General features: G+C 50.0%; 13 protein-coding genes. All 13 read right to left on the minus strand.

The genetic code is table 11. The features are described 5' to 3' along the window. Window positions 1–130 precede the first annotated feature (130 nt). The 13 genes from BM058_RS06940 to prfB all read right to left on the minus strand — a co-directional run bounded on the left by BM058_RS06940 (window position 131) and on the right by prfB (window position 16,239). A complete protein-coding gene (locus BM058_RS06940) occupies window positions 131–493 on the minus strand; it encodes a phage holin family protein (protein ID WP_090926305.1) in 363 nt (120 codons plus the stop codon). Next, window positions 493–693 carry a PspC domain-containing protein gene (locus BM058_RS06945; RefSeq protein ID WP_090926306.1) on the minus strand — a complete coding sequence of 67 codons (201 nt, stop codon included), beginning with the start codon at window positions 691–693 and terminating at the stop codon, window positions 493–495. The genes BM058_RS06940 and BM058_RS06945 overlap by 1 nt, the downstream gene beginning before the upstream one ends. 13 nt (window positions 694–706) lie before the next feature. Beyond that, window positions 707–1,900, minus strand: a complete 1,194-nt coding sequence (locus BM058_RS06950; protein WP_090926307.1) for a DUF4097 family beta strand repeat-containing protein — start codon at window positions 1,898–1,900, stop codon at window positions 707–709. A gap of 160 nt (window positions 1,901–2,060) precedes the next feature. After that, entirely contained in the window at window positions 2,061–4,946 is a 2,886-nt protein-coding gene (uvrA, locus tag BM058_RS06955) for an excinuclease ABC subunit UvrA (protein WP_090926308.1), read from the minus strand. Between the two features lie 6 nt (window positions 4,947–4,952). Beyond that, complete coding sequence (uvrB, locus tag BM058_RS06960) at window positions 4,953–6,929, minus strand: excinuclease ABC subunit UvrB (RefSeq protein ID WP_090926309.1); 1,977 nt, start codon at window positions 6,927–6,929, stop codon at window positions 4,953–4,955. A gap of 276 nt (window positions 6,930–7,205) precedes the next feature. Continuing rightward, window positions 7,206–8,399, minus strand: a complete 1,194-nt coding sequence (locus BM058_RS06965; protein WP_090926310.1) for a PDZ domain-containing protein — start codon at window positions 8,397–8,399, stop codon at window positions 7,206–7,208. A gap of 112 nt (window positions 8,400–8,511) precedes the next feature. After that, a complete protein-coding gene (locus BM058_RS06970; protein ID WP_090926311.1) occupies window positions 8,512–9,987 on the minus strand; it encodes a S41 family peptidase in 1,476 nt (491 codons plus the stop codon). Window positions 9,988–10,188: 201 nt separating this feature from the next. Next, complete coding sequence (locus BM058_RS06975; protein ID WP_090926312.1) at window positions 10,189–11,439, minus strand: murein hydrolase activator EnvC family protein; 1,251 nt, start codon at window positions 11,437–11,439, stop codon at window positions 10,189–10,191. 40 nt (window positions 11,440–11,479) lie between these two features. Beyond that, window positions 11,480–12,373, minus strand: coding sequence for a permease-like cell division protein FtsX (gene ftsX / locus BM058_RS06980; RefSeq protein ID WP_090926313.1), 894 nt, complete (start codon window positions 12,371–12,373; stop codon window positions 11,480–11,482). Further along, a complete protein-coding gene (gene ftsE / locus BM058_RS06985; RefSeq protein WP_090926314.1) occupies window positions 12,363–13,049 on the minus strand; it encodes a cell division ATP-binding protein FtsE in 687 nt (228 codons plus the stop codon). Before ftsE ends, ftsX begins: the two co-directional genes overlap by 11 nt. Before the next feature lie 715 nt (window positions 13,050–13,764). Beyond that, on the minus strand, window positions 13,765–14,103 hold the full coding sequence (locus BM058_RS06995; protein WP_090926316.1) for a c-type cytochrome: 339 nt from the start codon (window positions 14,101–14,103) through the stop codon (window positions 13,765–13,767). A 34-nt stretch (window positions 14,104–14,137) separates the two neighbouring features. Beyond that, a complete protein-coding gene (locus BM058_RS07000; protein WP_090926317.1) occupies window positions 14,138–15,037 on the minus strand; it encodes a YitT family protein in 900 nt (299 codons plus the stop codon). A 97-nt stretch (window positions 15,038–15,134) separates the two neighbouring features. Continuing rightward, window positions 15,135–16,239 (minus strand): peptide chain release factor 2 gene (gene prfB / locus BM058_RS07005; protein ID WP_143082986.1). Its coding sequence is split into 2 segments (ribosomal slippage): window positions 15,135–16,166 and window positions 16,168–16,239, totalling 1,104 coding nucleotides; the frame shifts between segments, so codons are not numbered across the junction. Between the last annotated feature and the right edge of the window lie 3 nt (window positions 16,240–16,242).

A 16,242-nucleotide genomic window follows, 5' to 3' on the forward strand; every position in this document is an offset into this window, starting at 1 on the left:
AGTGGACCCTGAATGACTCTACAGGGACTTTAGTGTCCATGAAGTCAGATGCTGAAAAAAGAGCATTTCCGATATCATTGCTGATTATCGGAAATGCTCTTCCGTCATTAGAGAGATCTGCTTTTATTGCTCACGACCGGCTCTTTCGGAGCGGTTCTACGATAAAGTTGTTAATAAGCACGTTCAACAGTGCAATCAGTACCGCTGCGAGCAGAGCCATGCCAAAGCTTGAAATCTGGAATAAATCACCCATCAATTCAGATGTGAGCATGAGCAGTGCCGCATTGATGATAAAAACAAAGAAGCCGAGCGTCACTACCGTAATCGGCAGGGTCAAAATGACAAGCAGTGGACGAATCAGCATGTTAATGATGGACAGGAGCAGCGCCGCGGTAAACGCTGCCCCGAGACCATCCAGTTCAAAACCGGGAAAGAAACCAGCCACGACCATCAGGGTTACCATATTAACGAGAAACGGGACGAGGCACCCCATTATTCTACCGTGTCTCCCTCATTGGGCAGGACAAATGTGAGCACAAGGTAAGCGATGGGAATGGGGAAAAACCACGTTACAAAAAACAGAACAACTGTGATAATCCGGATAAGCATCGGGTCCACTCCGAAGTAATCGGCAATGCCGCCGCATACCCCAGCCAGTTTTCGGTTTGTCCGGCTTCGAACTAATTTCTTCATCCTATCTGCCTCCTCAGCTGTCTTCGGGTTTCAAAGAAATGGATCCGGTCTTCGTCTGTGCATTCAGACGAAGACGCGGCGACGCTTCCATATTGGATGTGAAGCGCAGCGATTTCTGAATAAAATCTTTCTTCTCTTCATGAATCTCCATATCGCTTAATGAATAATTGTAGTTGCCCACATTGGTACGAAGGTGCCCTTCCGTTCTTATTTCCGGAGGAACTGTAACAAAAATACTCCCCGTCGTTGCAGAAAGAGCGGCCCTTGCATCCTGGGTGACTCCCATTAACGCATCGATAGTGCCGTTCACCGATTCCGCCTCCAGATCGCGGATATTTGAATTCAGTTCAATCGTGCCGTTCATGGTTTTCACATCGCCGACATCTACACGGCCTCCCGTCACTTTGACCGGACCGTTTACCGTTTCGAGGTGGCATTTCATCGTATCCGGCTGCTCGATGGTGAGGCTGCCGTTCACGGCTTTGGCGGAAAAACTATTTACTTTTACGTCTTCCCCTCTCAAATGACCATTAAACGTGTACAGATGCAGACTTTCATACGTCCGGCGCGGCACATACATCACGGCGTCGACTTTCATCGCTTTCGTTCTCGTGTAGAAACGAAGGTGCGTGTCGTCCACCTCAAACACCGTCTCCTTCAGAAATTCCTGACGTGCTTCTTCCTGAGTCCGGCTCTTGTATACTTTCACGTCACATTCGAGCTTTACATCCGCCTCATCCCAGGGTTTCCATTCGAGTGACCCATTTTCCAGCGATATATCAAGAGACGTCTGCTCCATGTTTTTGTGCTGGAAAATGTGATGCACTTCCTGGTAAGGCCCGAAATTAAAATCCAGATCCAGTTCTTTGATTTTCCGGACAGCGCTGTCGATGAAATCAGAGAAACCGGTCGCTGCCCCTGCATGGTCTTTCTGCTTTTCCCGGTCCCACTCCGTATCCCAGCCCGAACGTCTGTCCTGCCGGCTGCCGGCTGCCCGGGTCGGCAGACTGGTTTCCGTGGAAGCCTCTGTTTTCTCTTTTTCCTGTCCGGCCCCGCCTGAATCGGGACCGGAAACCGGGCTGCTGTTTTCCTGCATCTGCTTTTCCCCGTCGTCCGAATTCATGGCTTTCAGCAGTTTGGTTCCGTCTTCAGGCGAAATCTTTCCGTCTTCCACCATTTTTAATATCAGCTTGCGTTCTTCCTCCATGATTGATCCCTTCCTTTTTAAGTAATATGAGGGTTCTGTGCAACCATTCAGACTGTCTTACCTGATTTTTACGCAAACGACGCCGGTACGGTTTCAGCATTTCAGGAAAAATCAGCCGCTGCTCCGGCCGGCCTCCGGGATCGGGCTGAAAGTATCCGGCTCAGGATGAAGAAGGCTCGGCAACCTGCTCAGCTTCTGCTAAGCGCTCTGCCATGCGCCGCTTTTCGCGTTCGAGTATCGGCTTGAGGTAGAAACCCGTGTAGGAATCCCCGTCCTCTCCCACCTTTTCCGGTGTGCCGGATGCAATAATGCGGCCGCCGCCGTCTCCTCCTTCCGGTCCGAGATCGATAATGTGGTCGACGGTTTTAATCACGTCGAGGTTATGCTCAATAATAATGACCGTGTCTCCATTATCCACAAGACGCTGGAGTACTTTCATCAGACGGTCGATATCATCCACATGGAGCCCTGTTGTCGGTTCATCGAGAATATACAGGGACTTACCGGTGGAGCGGCGCTGCAGCTGACTTGCGAGTTTTACCCGCTGCGCCTCGCCTCCCGACAGGGTTGTCGCCTGCTGACCGAGCTTGATATATCCAAGCCCGACATCATACAGTGTCTGGATTTTACGCTGGATTTTCGGGATGTTTTCAAAAAAGTCCAGAGCCTCTTCCACCGTCATCGCGAGGACATCTGCGATATTTTTACCCTTGTATCGTATGTCCAGTGTATCACGATTGTACCGCGTTCCGCCGCATTCTTCGCAGGTGACGTACACATCAGGCAGAAAGTGCATCTCAATCTTGATAATGCCGTCGCCTTTGCACGCTTCACAGCGGCCGCCTTTCACGTTGAAACTGAACCGCCCCTTTTTGTATCCCCGCGTTTTTGCTTCATTTGTCATCGCAAAAACGTCACGTATGTCATCAAACATGCCTGTGTACGTGGCCGGGTTGGAGCGCGGTGTCCGGCCGATCGGCGCCTGGTTGATGTCGACAACTTTTTCGAGCTGCTCGATGCCTTCCACTTTTTTATGGGCGCCGGGCTTTTCCTTACCGCGGTGAAGCTTTTGGGACAGTGTCTTATACAGGATATCATTGATCAGTGTGCTTTTTCCGGATCCGGAGACACCTGTCACAGCGGTCAGCAGACCGAGCGGAATGGATGCGTTCACATTCTGGAGGTTGTTCTCTTTTGCTCCCTTGATCTTCACCTGCCGTTTATCGGGTTTACGGCGCGCGGCCGGGAGCGGGATGAATTTTTTCCCGGAAAGATACTGACCGGTAAGCGAATCTTCATCCTCTTTCACTTTTTCAGGCGGTCCCTCGGACACAATATAACCACCGTGGACGCCGGCTCCCGGACCAATATCCACGAGGTGGTCGGCCGCGAGCATTGTATCTTCATCATGTTCCACGACAATCAATGTATTGCCAAGATCCCGCATCCGTTCCAGGGTCCGGATCAGGCGGTTGTTATCACGCTGATGCAGGCCGATCGAAGGTTCGTCGAGAATGTAGAGCACACCCATCAGGGAGGAGCCGATCTGAGTGGCCAGCCGTATACGCTGCGCTTCCCCGCCTGACAGTGTTCCGGCCGCCCGGCTCAATGTCAGATAATCAATACCGACATTAATCAGAAAACCAAGACGTTCCTCGATTTCTCTCAGAATCAAGCGGGCAATCGTCAGTTCTTTCTCTGAAAGCTCCAGTTCTTCGAAAAACTGCTTTGCATCTTTAATCGATAAATCCGTTACCTCTCCGATATGACGTCCGGCTATTTTGACAGCCAGGCTCTCTTCCCGGAGCCGGTTTCCGTTACAACCCGGGCAGTTGGTGCGGGCCATGTACTGCTCCATCTGATCACGGATGAAATCCGAGGCCGTGCCGTAGTAGCGGCGCGAAATATTATTCAGCACGCCTTCAAAGTAAATATTTCGTTCCGTGATACCGCCGCGGTCGTTTTCGTAACGGAAGGTCATACGCTCTTGGTTGCTGCCGTGCAGCAGAATATTCAATTTCTCTTTCGGCAGGTCTTTCACCGGAACATTCATATCAATATCGAAATGACGGCACACAGAATCAAGCAGCTGCGGATAATAATTGGAACTGGTCGGTTCCCACGCTGCAATGGCATGATCATTCAATGTGCGGTCCCAGTCGGGAATGACAAGTTCTTTATCCACTTCCAGGCGGCTGCCGATTCCATCACACGTCGGGCATGCACCAAAGGGACTGTTGAACGAGAACAGGCGCGGCTCCAGTTCACCAATGGCAAATCCGCAGTGCGGGCACGCGTGATGCTGATTAAAGAGGAGCTCTTCGCCGTCCATGACATTCGCCATCGCTTTGCCGCCGCTTAAATCCAGTGCCGTTTCGAGTGAATCCGAAAGCCGTGTTTCGATTCCCTCTTTTATTACAATCCGGTCCACCACTACTTCAATGTCATGGTTTTTGTTCTTCTCCAGATTGATTTCTTCGCTTACTTCACGCATCTCCCCGTCCACGCGGACACGGACGAATCCTTTCTGCTTCAGGTCTTCGAGCAGTTTGACGTGCTCCCCTTTACGCCCGGAAACGACCGGTGCGAGAATCTGCATCTTCGTGCGTTCGGGAAATTCCATCATACGGTCCACCATCTGCTGCACCGTCTGCGAAGAGATTTCGACGCCGTGGTTCGGACAAACCGGGTGTCCAACTCTGGCAAACAACAGACGCAGGTAGTCATAAATTTCTGTTACCGTGCCGACCGTGGAACGCGGGTTGCGGCTGGTGGTTTTCTGGTCTATGGAAATCGCCGGGGAAAGGCCTTCAATGGAATCGACATCTGGTTTCTCCATCTGACCGAGAAACTGCCGGGCGTAAGCCGACAGAGATTCTACATAACGACGCTGGCCTTCGGCGTAAATCGTGTCAAACGCAAGAGAGGATTTCCCCGACCCCGACAGTCCCGTCAAGACAACCAGGCTGCCGCGGGGAATCGTCACATCAATATCTTTCAGGTTATGGGACCGTGCTCCCTTAATCTGTAGATTTTCTACCGGCATTGTACGTCATCCTTCCGCTTTTAATTCAAGTAACATATCACGAAGTTCCGCCGCCCGTTCAAACTGAAGGTCTTTGGCGGCCGTCTTCATTTCTTCTTCCATCTCGTCGATTACTTTCTGCCGTTCTTTTTTACTCATCTTATCAAGCGCCGGTTTGTCAAAGTCATTCGTTTCCTCGGAAGAAATCGTCGCCTGGATCAATTCCGGAATTTCTTTCTGGATTGTTGTCGGTGTAATATCATGAGTTTCATTAAACTCTTTCTGGATTGCCCGGCGCCGGTTTGTCTCCTCCATCGCCGTATTCATCGAGCGGGTTATCTTATCTGCGTACATCACAACATGTCCATTCGCATTTCTCGCGGCACGCCCCATCGTCTGGATAAGCGAGCGTTCAGCACGGAGAAATCCTTCTTTGTCAGCATCCAGAATGGCAACGAGGGAAACTTCCGGTATGTCGAGACCTTCCCGGAGCAGATTGATCCCGACGAGCACATCAAATTCACCGAGCCGCAGCTGCCGTACGACATCAATACGTTCAAGCGTCTTCACTTCCGAATGTAGGTATTTTACACGGATGCCGACTTCTTTTAAGTAAGACGTCAAATCTTCGGCCATCTTTTTCGTCAGCGTCGTGACCAGCACCCTTTCCCTGCGTTCCCGGCGTTCATGAATCTGTTCGATTAAATCATCAATCTGACCTTCAATAGGCTTTATCTCAATGGTCGGATCAAGCAGTCCGGTCGGCCGGATAATCTGTTCCACCACTCCCGGGGAATGTTCCAGTTCATAAGGCCCCGGTGTTGCCGAGACGTAGACGGCCTGCTGCATCCGGTTTTCAAACTCATCAAACTGAAGCGGACGGTTGTCCATGGCGGATGGAAGGCGGAATCCGTGGTCTACAAGCACCTGCTTACGGGCCTGGTCGCCTTTGTACATGCCGTTCACCTGTGGAAGCGTCACGTGCGACTCATCAACGATAAGCAGAAAATCTTCCGGAAAAAAGTCCATCAATGTGTAAGGGGACTCTCCGGCACTGCGGAACGTCAAATGACGGGAATAATTTTCGATTCCCGAGCAGAAACCCATTTCCCGCATCATCTCCAGATCATATTTCGTGCGCTGTTCCAGGCGCTGGGCTTCCAGTTCCCGGCCGTTATCCCGGAAGGCCTGCAGCTGTTCCTCCAGTTCCTTCTCAATATTTTCGATGGCGCGTTTCATCTTTTCTTCACGGGTTACAAAGTGGGAAGCCGGGAAAACCGCAACGTGCTGGCGTTCCCCGAGCACTTCTCCTGTCAGCGCATCGACTTCGGTAATCCGGTCGATTTCGTCACCGAAAAATTCAACACGAATGCAGTGTTCATCCCGGGAAGCCGGAAAAATTTCCACCACATCACCGCGCACCCGGAACGTTCCACGAACAAAATTCACATCGTTTCGTTCATACTGGATATCAACAAGGTCCCGCATCAAAGCATTTCGTTCCTTCTCCATATCTTTACGGAGTGAAAGAACAAGTTCCCGGTATTCCTCCGGAGAACCAAGTCCGTAAATACAGGAGACACTCGCCACGATTATGACATCATTGCGTTCAAAAAGCGCGCTCGTGGCAGAATGCCGGAGTTTATCTATCTCATCATTGATGCTGGCGTCTTTTTCTATAAACATATCAGTGGAAGGAACGTAAGCTTCCGGCTGATAGTAATCGTAATAACTGACGAAATACTCGACAGCATTGTTTGGAAACATCTCTTTAAATTCATTGTACAGCTGGCCTGCAAGTGTTTTGTTGTGAGCCATAACGAGGGTGGGCTTATTCACATTCTGAATAACGTTGGATACGGTGAAGGTCTTGCCGGTACCGGTGGCGCCAAGCAGCGTCTGATGCCTGCTTCCCGTCTCGATACCCTTTGTCAAAGCTTTAATCGCTTCCGGCTGGTCGCCCTGGGGGTCATAGCCGGAAGCGAGTTCGAATGTTTCATTCATGGTATTCTCCCCCATTATATGCATTCAAGTTTAGTACTCGTTATCTATAACCGCTTATACATTATACCACATCTTCCATCAAATTAAACGGCTTATTCGAATATATGTTCGTTTTTTATTTCAGTAAAAAAACGACGATTCATTTTCAAGCAGCAGCTGCCGTGTGCGGGCGGGGAGAATCGGCGGCCCTCAGCGGACAGTGACAAAGCATGCCATAAGAAAAGACGGAGCGGGTTTTCATCCCCAAACTCCGTCTTTTAAACTATGCTTCCAGCGTCAGCCCTGCATACCGGACGCCGGCAAGTCGTCGTTTTCTTTTACCGCCAGTACTCCGATTTCGTGATGCTCATTATCATATAAGGTGGATTGAACATAGCGGCGTTCCCCGTCTGTATCCATCACTTCCAGCCGGCAGTGGGCGGAATTTTTCTGAAGAGCATGGTAAAATTCCTTTTTCGAATGAACCGGAATGCTGTTCACTTTCCATATAATCTCCCCTGCGGTCATGCCCATTTTTGCAGCCGGAGACTCCGGAAGAACCGCCAGTATTTTCACCCCGCGGGCACCAGGCTGAAAAAAGGGCTGCCTTCCGCGGTCTTCCAAGCGCTGCCACACCTGAAGTGCTGCGCGCAGCACAAAGACGGCGGCTGCCGTGTACAGGACAGCCTGCGGGTAGTAAAAGGAGAGCCCCGCACCTGCTCCGGCAGCAAGGCCGAGCAGACCAAGCCGGCGCCCCATCTGCTGCAGGGCGGGTCTTGGCAGCGTATGATAAATCGTGCGATCTGCTCCCACGGCAAGAGGAAAGAAAAAGAGCGCCAGTCCTCCCTCTCCAATCGGAAGGAGCGGCCACCAGGACAAAGCATTAAGCATACCGCCTGGAATAAAAAAGACGGATGGGAGAAGCCAGACCCGGCGCATCCGGTGCGCCCCAATCCATTTTCCGCGGCTGCTTTTCACCGTCAGCGGAGAAGTGAAAAACCGGGCGCTCCGGAAAACGAGCACGCTTTCCATAATAATCAGAACAGCAAGCCAGAGAAGGACGCCTTGGTAATCAAATGATCCCAATTCCTGCAGCCACGCATCTACACGGGAGTTTCCCGTTTCCCAAAGTGGAAGAAGCAGCGCCAAGAGAACCGCTGCACTGACCGTGAATGCCGGAGACAGCCACTTCACCCTTCCAATCAACAGAATCAAACCTGTTAAAAAGGAAAGAAGCAATAGAAAGGAAAACGGGACCGTAACACCAAGGAGTACAGCGGCTGCAGAGCCGGTAAGACCCGCAGCCAAACCCGGGAGCAGCGGCGCTGTAACGTCAAATACGGCACGGAACACCCGGGTGTGAAAGTCGCGGCGTTCTTTTACCACTCGGCGCCACCCAAGAATGAACATGACAATCGGAATCAGATAAGTCAGCGGATGAGCGAAAAAACGCCCAATCCCATATAACAGCTCCCAGCCGATATCATACATCCCGGTTCCTCCTTCTCCAAGCAGACCATCCTTTCAAAAAAGAATGTCCGTCTTATTTTAGGAGGCCGGCGCCCCTTTATTACTACTTACAGCGCCCGGCCTCTTCCTTCGATTACTGGTTCGTCAATTTGTCATTCATCAACTCTAATGCTTCATTAAACTGCCGGTCATTTTCACGGTTTTGAACTTTTTCCATCAGACCCTGGTTCATCCGCCCGGCTGTTTCTTCATCAATTGTACCGGTAACAGGCAGTTCCTCGACAGATTCCTGATAGCTGCGCACCGCTTCGGACGTCTGTTCATCAAAATATCCGTCGGTCCGGCCCGGATTATGACCGAGAGCCTGCAGCATCGTCTGAGCGGTTTCGACCTGCTCTCCGTTCGTTCCGGTGGTCAGCTCTTCTTCCGGGGACAGTGCCGCCGAATAGAAATACTCCGGCTGCTGCACTTCCACCGTAGGTTTGACACCTTCCTCGTTAATCCAGTTACCGTCTGATGTGAGCCATTTAAACATCGACAGTTTCAGCCGGCTTCCATCTCCAAGCTTCATGGACTGTTGTACCGTCCCTTTGCCGTATGTCGTCTGGCCGACGAGATCGTATCCGCCTGCTTCTTTCAACGCAGCAGCCAGAATTTCGGAAGCAGACACACTGCCTTCATCAATCAAACCGACAATCGGATAATCTTTCTTTCCGTCCAGTGCAGATATCGAACGGGTGGTTTCCCCGTTAGGATCTTCAATTTGAACAATCGGTTCTCCTTCTGGAATAATAAGGTCTCCGATGCTTTGAACACTGTTCAGATAGCCTCCCGGGTTGCCCCGTACATCAATTAACAGCCCGTCAATACCCTGCTCTTCAAGACTTCTCAGCTGTTCTTCAAACTCTGATGCTGTATTTTCGGAAAAAGAAGTCAGTTCCAGCAGCCCGATGGTCTGTCCGTTCTGCTCTATAGTGTCGGAAGTGACCGTTTCAATTGGAATTTCATCCCGCACCACATCAACTTTAAACGGCTCTGAAGAACCCTGGCGCTGGATTGTCAACGTAACGGTCGAGCCTTTTTCCCCGCGTATTTTCAGCACGGTCTCATTCAGAGTGCTTCCTTCCGTGCTTTCCCCATTCACTTCGAGAATCTGATCATTCGGCCGCAGTCCTGCCTTCTCAGCGGGCGAGCCGCCAAACGGCGACACGATGGTCGGTGTGTCATCGACCATGCTTACTTCCGCTCCTATTCCTTCAAATGAGGATTCAAGAGATTGATTGAACTGAGAGGCTGTTTCCTGATCCATGTAAGCCGAATGAGGATCATCCAGCTCATTTACCATCCCTTTCAGCGCCCCTTCCCAGAGCGCCTCTTTATCTACATCCTCCACGTATTCGGATTCAATCATCTGGTAGACCTGCTGTACTTTGTCCAATCCGTCCATGGACTGCTGTTCTGTGTTTCCGGTCTGTCCGGAAACACTGGAGGCGGCGGATGATTCACTGCCGGCCTGTTCGTTTATATTAATTCCGGCAAAGACGCCGCCGGCTCCGGCAATAAGTACGGCACCGGTCACCACGGATGCCAGTTTCACTTTCCATTTCATATTTTACACCTCAGCTCCATCATTAAAATCACCGCGGGTCAGAGAGGTTTTATCGTCTCTTTCATTCTAGCATGAATTCACGTATTCCAAAAATAAATTTTCCATGATGCGGCGGTCTGTGAAACAGTTCCGTTATCCTCTCATCAACTCGTCACATAACGAAAAGAGGGACCGTCCCATGAGACAGCCCCTCTCTTTTCGTTATGGTAGATAGTTTCTTGGGTTGACCGCGTTGGATTTGGCTCCGTTCCATGGTCCTTCATGAACTTCAAAGTGAAGATGTTTCCCCTGGGAGGCACCGGTATTACCCATCATCCCGATGTTTTCGCCGCGGGATACGCTCTGTCCACTGGACACATTAGTGGAGGACATATGGGCATACAGCGTTGTTAACTGCTGCCCGTCCACCTGATGGGAAATCATCACGGTGTTTCCGTATCCATTCATGTATCCTGCTTTCACAACCGTTCCACCTGCTGCGGCAACGATCGGAACGTTCGGACGGCCTCCCCCTCCGATATCAATACCGTTATGCATGCGGCCCCAACGAGGTCCAAACTCAGAGGTATAGGTTCCTGTCGCCGGGCGCATCAATGTACCGCCGCTGTCAGAAGGTGCGTTACCCGCTGCCTGTGCTGCAGTGCCGCTGGATTGTTGTTGACGCATGGCTTCCTGCCGCTCTTTATAATTCTCCAGCTCCTGCTTGGCAGCTTCTTCCTGCTTTTTAAGAAGTCCTTTTTCATCTTCCAGCGATACCAGCGTTTCCTGCAGGGAATGCTCCTGATTTTCCAGATCCCCAAGTATACTGCTCTTTTCCCCGCGCCGCTGCTTCTGATCGGCTTTCAGATTTTCAAGTTCCGTCAGCGAGCCTTCGAGGGAGCTCCGCTGCTCTTCCACTTCTTTTTTCGCATCCTCAAGCTCATTCTGGTCTTTGATATGGGCTTGAAGTATGTCTTTATCCTGATCGGCAATGGTGTTCAGTGCCGATACCCTGTCCAGAAAATCTCCGAAACTTTTTGCTCCCATCAGCACTTCCAGATAATCGACCGAGCCGCCGTTTTTGTACATAGCGTTCACGCGTTCCTTCAGAAGTTCATCCCGTTCTTCAATTCGCTTCTGAAGTTTGTCAATCCGGCTTTCGAGCTCTTCGATACGCTGTTCTGTCTCATCGATTTCCTCTTCTTTTTTCGTAATTTTATCGTTTGTTTCTGTTAATTTTTTATCCAGTTGGCGGATTTCATCACTGATATTCTGTATTTCTTCTTTCAGTGCTTCGATTTCCTTTTTTGTTTCTTCTGAATCCGCCTGAGTGCTTTCCCGTTTATCCTGCAGCTCGTTAATTTTTGTACGGAGTTCTTCTCCGTCTGCCGCTGCTGCAGGAGCTGAAGCGGCAAGTGCAATACCGGAAGCGGTTATCACCGCAGCCAATGTCTTTAACCATCCCTTTTTCATTCCAACAGTTCCTCCTCTAATTCGTTCCAGCCGTATGTAATTAAACTTTCAGGAATTTACGTACAGATGTGACACTTCCCCAGATCCCTACCAGTATACCGATTCCAACGAGAACGGCTGATATCTGCAGGGTCAAAGGATACGTCGGTAATATTTCAGCAAAGTCGATGCTGAGCTGTTCCGCGTAGTTGTTATAAAGGTAATGATATCCTCCTGTAACGGCCGCAATCGGGATGACCGCGCCAAGAACGCCCAGCAGTAACCCTTCCACGAAAAAGGGCCAGCGGATGAATCCATTGGTTGCGCCGACAAGTTTCATTATCTGAATTTCCTGCTGTCTGGCGACGATTGTCAGTTTTATCGTGTTGGATATCAAAAACATCGCGGTGAACATCAGACCGACAACAAGGACCAGACCGATGATCCGAAGAATTTTGGTCACATTGAACAACTGCTCCACAACCTGCTCCCCGTAATCAATGGAATCAATATAAGGAAGATCAGAAGCAGCTTCTGCCACCTGCTCCGTCTGCTGTGGCTGCTCAGCCTGAATAACAAATTTATCATTCAGAGGATTTTCGTTCCTCAGTGATTCAAATGCTCCGCTCTGCTGGTCGAGACTGTCAATCAGCTGATCCAGTCCTTCATCCTTGCTCACAAATGAAATACCGTCCACATGATCAAGGTTCTGCAGCTGCTGTCTAAGTTCAGTCTGTTCTTCATCCGACGTGCCGAGATCAATGTAAACCTGGACTTCCACATCCTCTTCCACCGATGAAATAAAACTGTTCATATTTACGATAAGAAGGAGAAATACTCCCACAACAAACAGCATAATCGTTACTGCACTCACTGAGGCGAAGCTCATCCAGCTGTTCCGCCCGAGATTCTTGAGTCCTTCTTTTCCGTGACGTGCGAGGGTTCTACCTTTCATAGCCGTAGTCCCCCTTCATCTCATCACGGACAATCCTGCCGGACTCGATGGCAATCACCCGTTTTTTAATCGCGTTTACAATCTCGCGGTTATGGGTAGCCATAAGAACAGTAGTACCGTTTCGGTTGATGTTTTCAAGAATATCCATTATCTCCCAAGACGTATCCGGGTCAAGGTTTCCGGTAGGCTCGTCCGCAATGACGACACGCGGATTATTGACAACTGCTCTTGCAATGGAAACACGCTGCTGCTCTCCACCCGATAGTTCATCCGGAAAAAAACGTGCTTTATTTTTCAGCCTGACAACATCAAGCACTTCCATAACCCGTCTTCGGATGACATCTTTGGGTTCTTCGATGACTTCAAGAGCAAACGCGACATTTTCAAAGACCGATAGTTTCGGGAGAAGTTTGAAGTCCTGAAAAACGACTCCTATTTTCCGCCGCAGAAACGGCACGTGTTTTTCTTTAAGGGTCATCAAATCCGTTCCGTGGATCTGAATGGAGCCTTCGGTGGGTTTTTCTTCCCGGTAAATCATTTTAATAAAAGAAGACTTGCCTGCGCCGCTCGGTCCGACAACATAAACGAATTCTCCCTTTTCAATGAGAATGTCAATGTTGTTCAGTGCGCTGACGCCGTTCGCATACGTTTTCGACACATTATTCATTTCAATCAAAACAATCACTTCCTGAAGCAAACATACTCTAAGATGGTTTTTCGTGGTGGTTGTCCACTTTCTTAATAGGTGACAAATTCCCGGCAGAACCGCCGGAATAGTGGAGTATTTTCCACGGACGACACCGGAAATCATGTTGAATGATATATCGTTTTGTCATTTTCCATCTCACATTATATCATCTTTAAAGGCTGAAAAATGCTAAAAAAGTATTACATTTTGATTTCAATGAAAGGCTGTTTAATAGATTAAGATGTACAAAGTCTGAAATGACGGGAATTGAGAAATCAGGAAAATGTAATAGAAAGATGGAATGTTTCAATCATAAGAATAAAGTCCTACGAAGCACGACGATAACATTCTTTGCATTTCCGGTGCGGTGGAGAGAGAGGATGAAAGGGATCTGTCGGCACGTTGGATGGTAAACCCTCTGATCCGGCTGGTATTGCGTTTCATTCGGCATGTAAATGGCAGCATTCGGCATGTAATCGCAGATGTTTGGCCTGTATACGGCCTTCTCCGCAGGTGTTCCGCTTTAACGATGCTCGAAGCAGCAGGAATTAGTCTAAAATACCGCAGCGGCGTTTCGGCCGTACAATTCCTGCAGCAGAACGGCTTGTACCATAAAAAATCCGAGCGATATCTAATGCTTTCACGCAGCATTTAAGATTATCGTTCGGATGTAAAGTTAAACGGTATTCTTTTGCTTCAGCCTTTACTGATCCGCTACCCAGGCGGCAAGGTTTTCTGCTTCGGAGCCGCTCACAAGACCATCAGGCATGCCGGCGCCTCCGTTTTGGATCATACTGAGCACGTGATCCTGCGATAAATCCTGTCCGGCGAGCGGCGGCCCGTTCATGCCTTCCAGATTTTCGCCGTGGCACTGCAGACAGTTCTGGTCGTAGGCGCTGCGGGCTGCCTCAGCGTCTACAGAACCTCCGCTGCTTTCGGTATTTCCGCTTTCTGCAGAGTCTTCCGGCTCTTCACCGCCTCCGCCGCAGGCGCTTAGAGCAAATACGAGCGCAGCTGCCAGTGTCATAACTATTTTTTTCATGATTCATGACCTCCCATACATCTCAGTTTATCTTCTATGACGTTTCGTTATTATACCCAGCAACCTCATTTTTGAAACCCTTTCCGAGTACTTCTGCAGCATCGGTAACAACCACAAATGCCTCGTGATCCGCCGACTGCACCCAGTGCTTGAGCGTGGATACTTCGTTTCGGTTCACCACACAGAGAAGAACCGGTCTGGCGTCTTTTGTATAACCGCCTTCTCCCGGCAGATACGTGACCCCGCGGTCCACCCGGTTCAAAATGACGCTGCGGACTTCTTCTTCTTTCTGCGTGATGATAAGCGCTACTTTGGCATATCCGATACCAGTCTGCACAATATCAATCGTCTTTCCGGTCACAAACAGCGCAATCAGGGCATACAGCGCGTACTCGATGCTGAACACAAACGCCGACATCGTCACAATCAGGCCGTCCATCATAAACACGCAGGCTCCAAGAGATACACCGGAAAACTTATGTATAATCTGCGCCAGTAATCCGGTACCGCCGGTGGACGCTGCTGCCCGGAACACCAGGCCAAGACCGGCTCCCACGCCGATACCGCCGAATACAGCGGCCAGAAGCGGATCATCCACACCCGCGTCCAGATGGCGTGTTATATAAATAACAAATGGCAGAAACAAGGTGCCTGCCAGTGTTTTCCCACCGTATGTCCATCCTCCAAGCAGCAGGATCCCTGCAACAAATAACGGAATGTTCAATACCCACATCGTCACCGCCGGTTCCATCCCGGCCACTTCGTAGACGATGGTGGCAAATCCGCTGAGACCGCCGGAGGCAATCCGGTTTGGAAGCAGAAAAAGGTTATAGGACAATGCCAGAATCGTGGATCCTGCCAAAATATAAACCGTCTGCAGCACCATCCAAAGGTTTTGGGGCATCGGCTCGCGTCGTTTTCTCCAGTTCATCATTCCTGTTTTCCCTCACTTCTTGTTGCTTTGCAGCTTAAGGCTTTTTTCTATGGACAAAAAGGCCGGGGTGCCCCACTTCAGAGGCACCCCTTTTCTTTTAAATATCCATGCTTGCCCGAAGGTATCCATCAATGAATGGATCAATGTTACCGTCCATCACTGCGGAGGTATTCCCCATTTCTTGATTGGTCCGGTGGTCTTTTACCATATTATATGGGTGGAAAACATAAGACCGGATCTGGCTTCCCCAGCCGATCTCTTTTTGCTCGCCGCGGATTTCATCCATTTCTTTCTGCTGCTCTTCGAGTTCACGCTGATACAGCTTCGAGCGCAGCATTTTCATGGCGGAATCCCTGTTTTTCAGCTGGGAACGCTCATTCTGACACGTCACAATAATATTGGTCGGAAGGTGGGTAATCCGCACCGCCGAATCGGTTGTGTTAACGTGCTGACCACCTGCCCCGCTGGAACGGTACGTATCAATTCTCAAATCTTCACTGTTGATTTCCACTTCCACCGTGTCGTCCATCTCCGGCATGACTTCACACGAAGCGAAAGACGTGTGCCGGCGCCCCGAAGAATCAAACGGTGAAATCCGGACGAGCCGGTGGACTCCTTTTTCAGCTTTCAGATAACCGTAGGCATTGTGGCCTTTGATATGCAGAACAGCACTTTTCAGACCCGCTTCATCGCCGTCCAGGTAATCCAGCACATCGACGGTGTACCCTTTGCCTTCCGCCCAGCGTTTATACATGCGGTACAGCATCTGAGCCCAGTCCTGGGATTCGGTACCGCCTGCACCGGGATGAAGTTCCAGGATGGCGTTGTTTTGATCATACGGTTCACTGAGCATCATATTCAGTTCAAAATCATTCACGTTTTTTGTAAGCGTCTGTACGCCTTCTTCCAGTTCTTCCTTCAGATCTTCATCGTCCTCTTCTTTGACGAGATCATACGTGAGAACGAGATCATCATATGCCTCCGAGAGTCTCCGGTATCCTTCCACCGAATTCTTCAAGACATTGGATTCATCAATAACTTGTTTCGATTCGTCCGGATTGTCCCAGAAGCCGGGTTCCGTCATTTTCTGTTCCAGTTCAGCAATGCGTTCCTCTTTTTCAGAGAGGTCAAAGAGACCCCCTGAAGTCCGCCAGACGCTGGCGGATATTTGACAATGCATGCTGTATTTCAGCCATATCCATCGC

Origin of the sequence: Salibacterium qingdaonense (assembly GCF_900114715.1) — a bacterium.
Classification (GTDB): Bacteria; Bacillota; Bacilli; order Bacillales; family Marinococcaceae; genus Salibacterium; species Salibacterium qingdaonense.

Excerpts from the sequence above, each read along its gene's own strand:
- uvrA (WP_090926308.1), bottom strand. The coding sequence starts at position 4,946 with ATGCCGGTAGAAAATCTACAGATTAAGGGAGCACGGTCCCATAACCTG.
- BM058_RS06975 (WP_090926312.1), bottom strand. The coding sequence starts at position 11,439 with ATGAAAAAGGGATGGTTAAAGACATTGGCTGCGGTGATAACCGCTTCC.
- BM058_RS07000 (WP_090926317.1), bottom strand. The coding sequence starts at position 15,037 with ATGATGAACTGGAGAAAACGACGCGAGCCGATGCCCCAAAACCTTTGG.
- BM058_RS06940 (WP_090926305.1), bottom strand. The coding sequence starts at position 493 with ATGGGGTGCCTCGTCCCGTTTCTCGTTAATATGGTAACCCTGATGGTC.
- BM058_RS06950 (WP_090926307.1), bottom strand. The coding sequence starts at position 1,900 with ATGGAGGAAGAACGCAAGCTGATATTAAAAATGGTGGAAGACGGAAAG.
- BM058_RS06965 (WP_090926310.1), bottom strand. The coding sequence starts at position 8,399 with ATGTATGATATCGGCTGGGAGCTGTTATATGGGATTGGGCGTTTTTTC.
- ftsX (WP_090926313.1), bottom strand. The coding sequence starts at position 12,373 with ATGAAAGGTAGAACCCTCGCACGTCACGGAAAAGAAGGACTCAAGAAT.
- BM058_RS06995 (WP_090926316.1), bottom strand. The coding sequence starts at position 14,103 with ATGAAAAAAATAGTTATGACACTGGCAGCTGCGCTCGTATTTGCTCTA.
- BM058_RS06970 (WP_090926311.1), bottom strand. The coding sequence starts at position 9,987 with ATGAAATGGAAAGTGAAACTGGCATCCGTGGTGACCGGTGCCGTACTT.
- BM058_RS06945 (WP_090926306.1), bottom strand. The coding sequence starts at position 693 with ATGAAGAAATTAGTTCGAAGCCGGACAAACCGAAAACTGGCTGGGGTA.
- uvrB (WP_090926309.1), bottom strand. The coding sequence starts at position 6,929 with ATGAATGAAACATTCGAACTCGCTTCCGGCTATGACCCCCAGGGCGAC.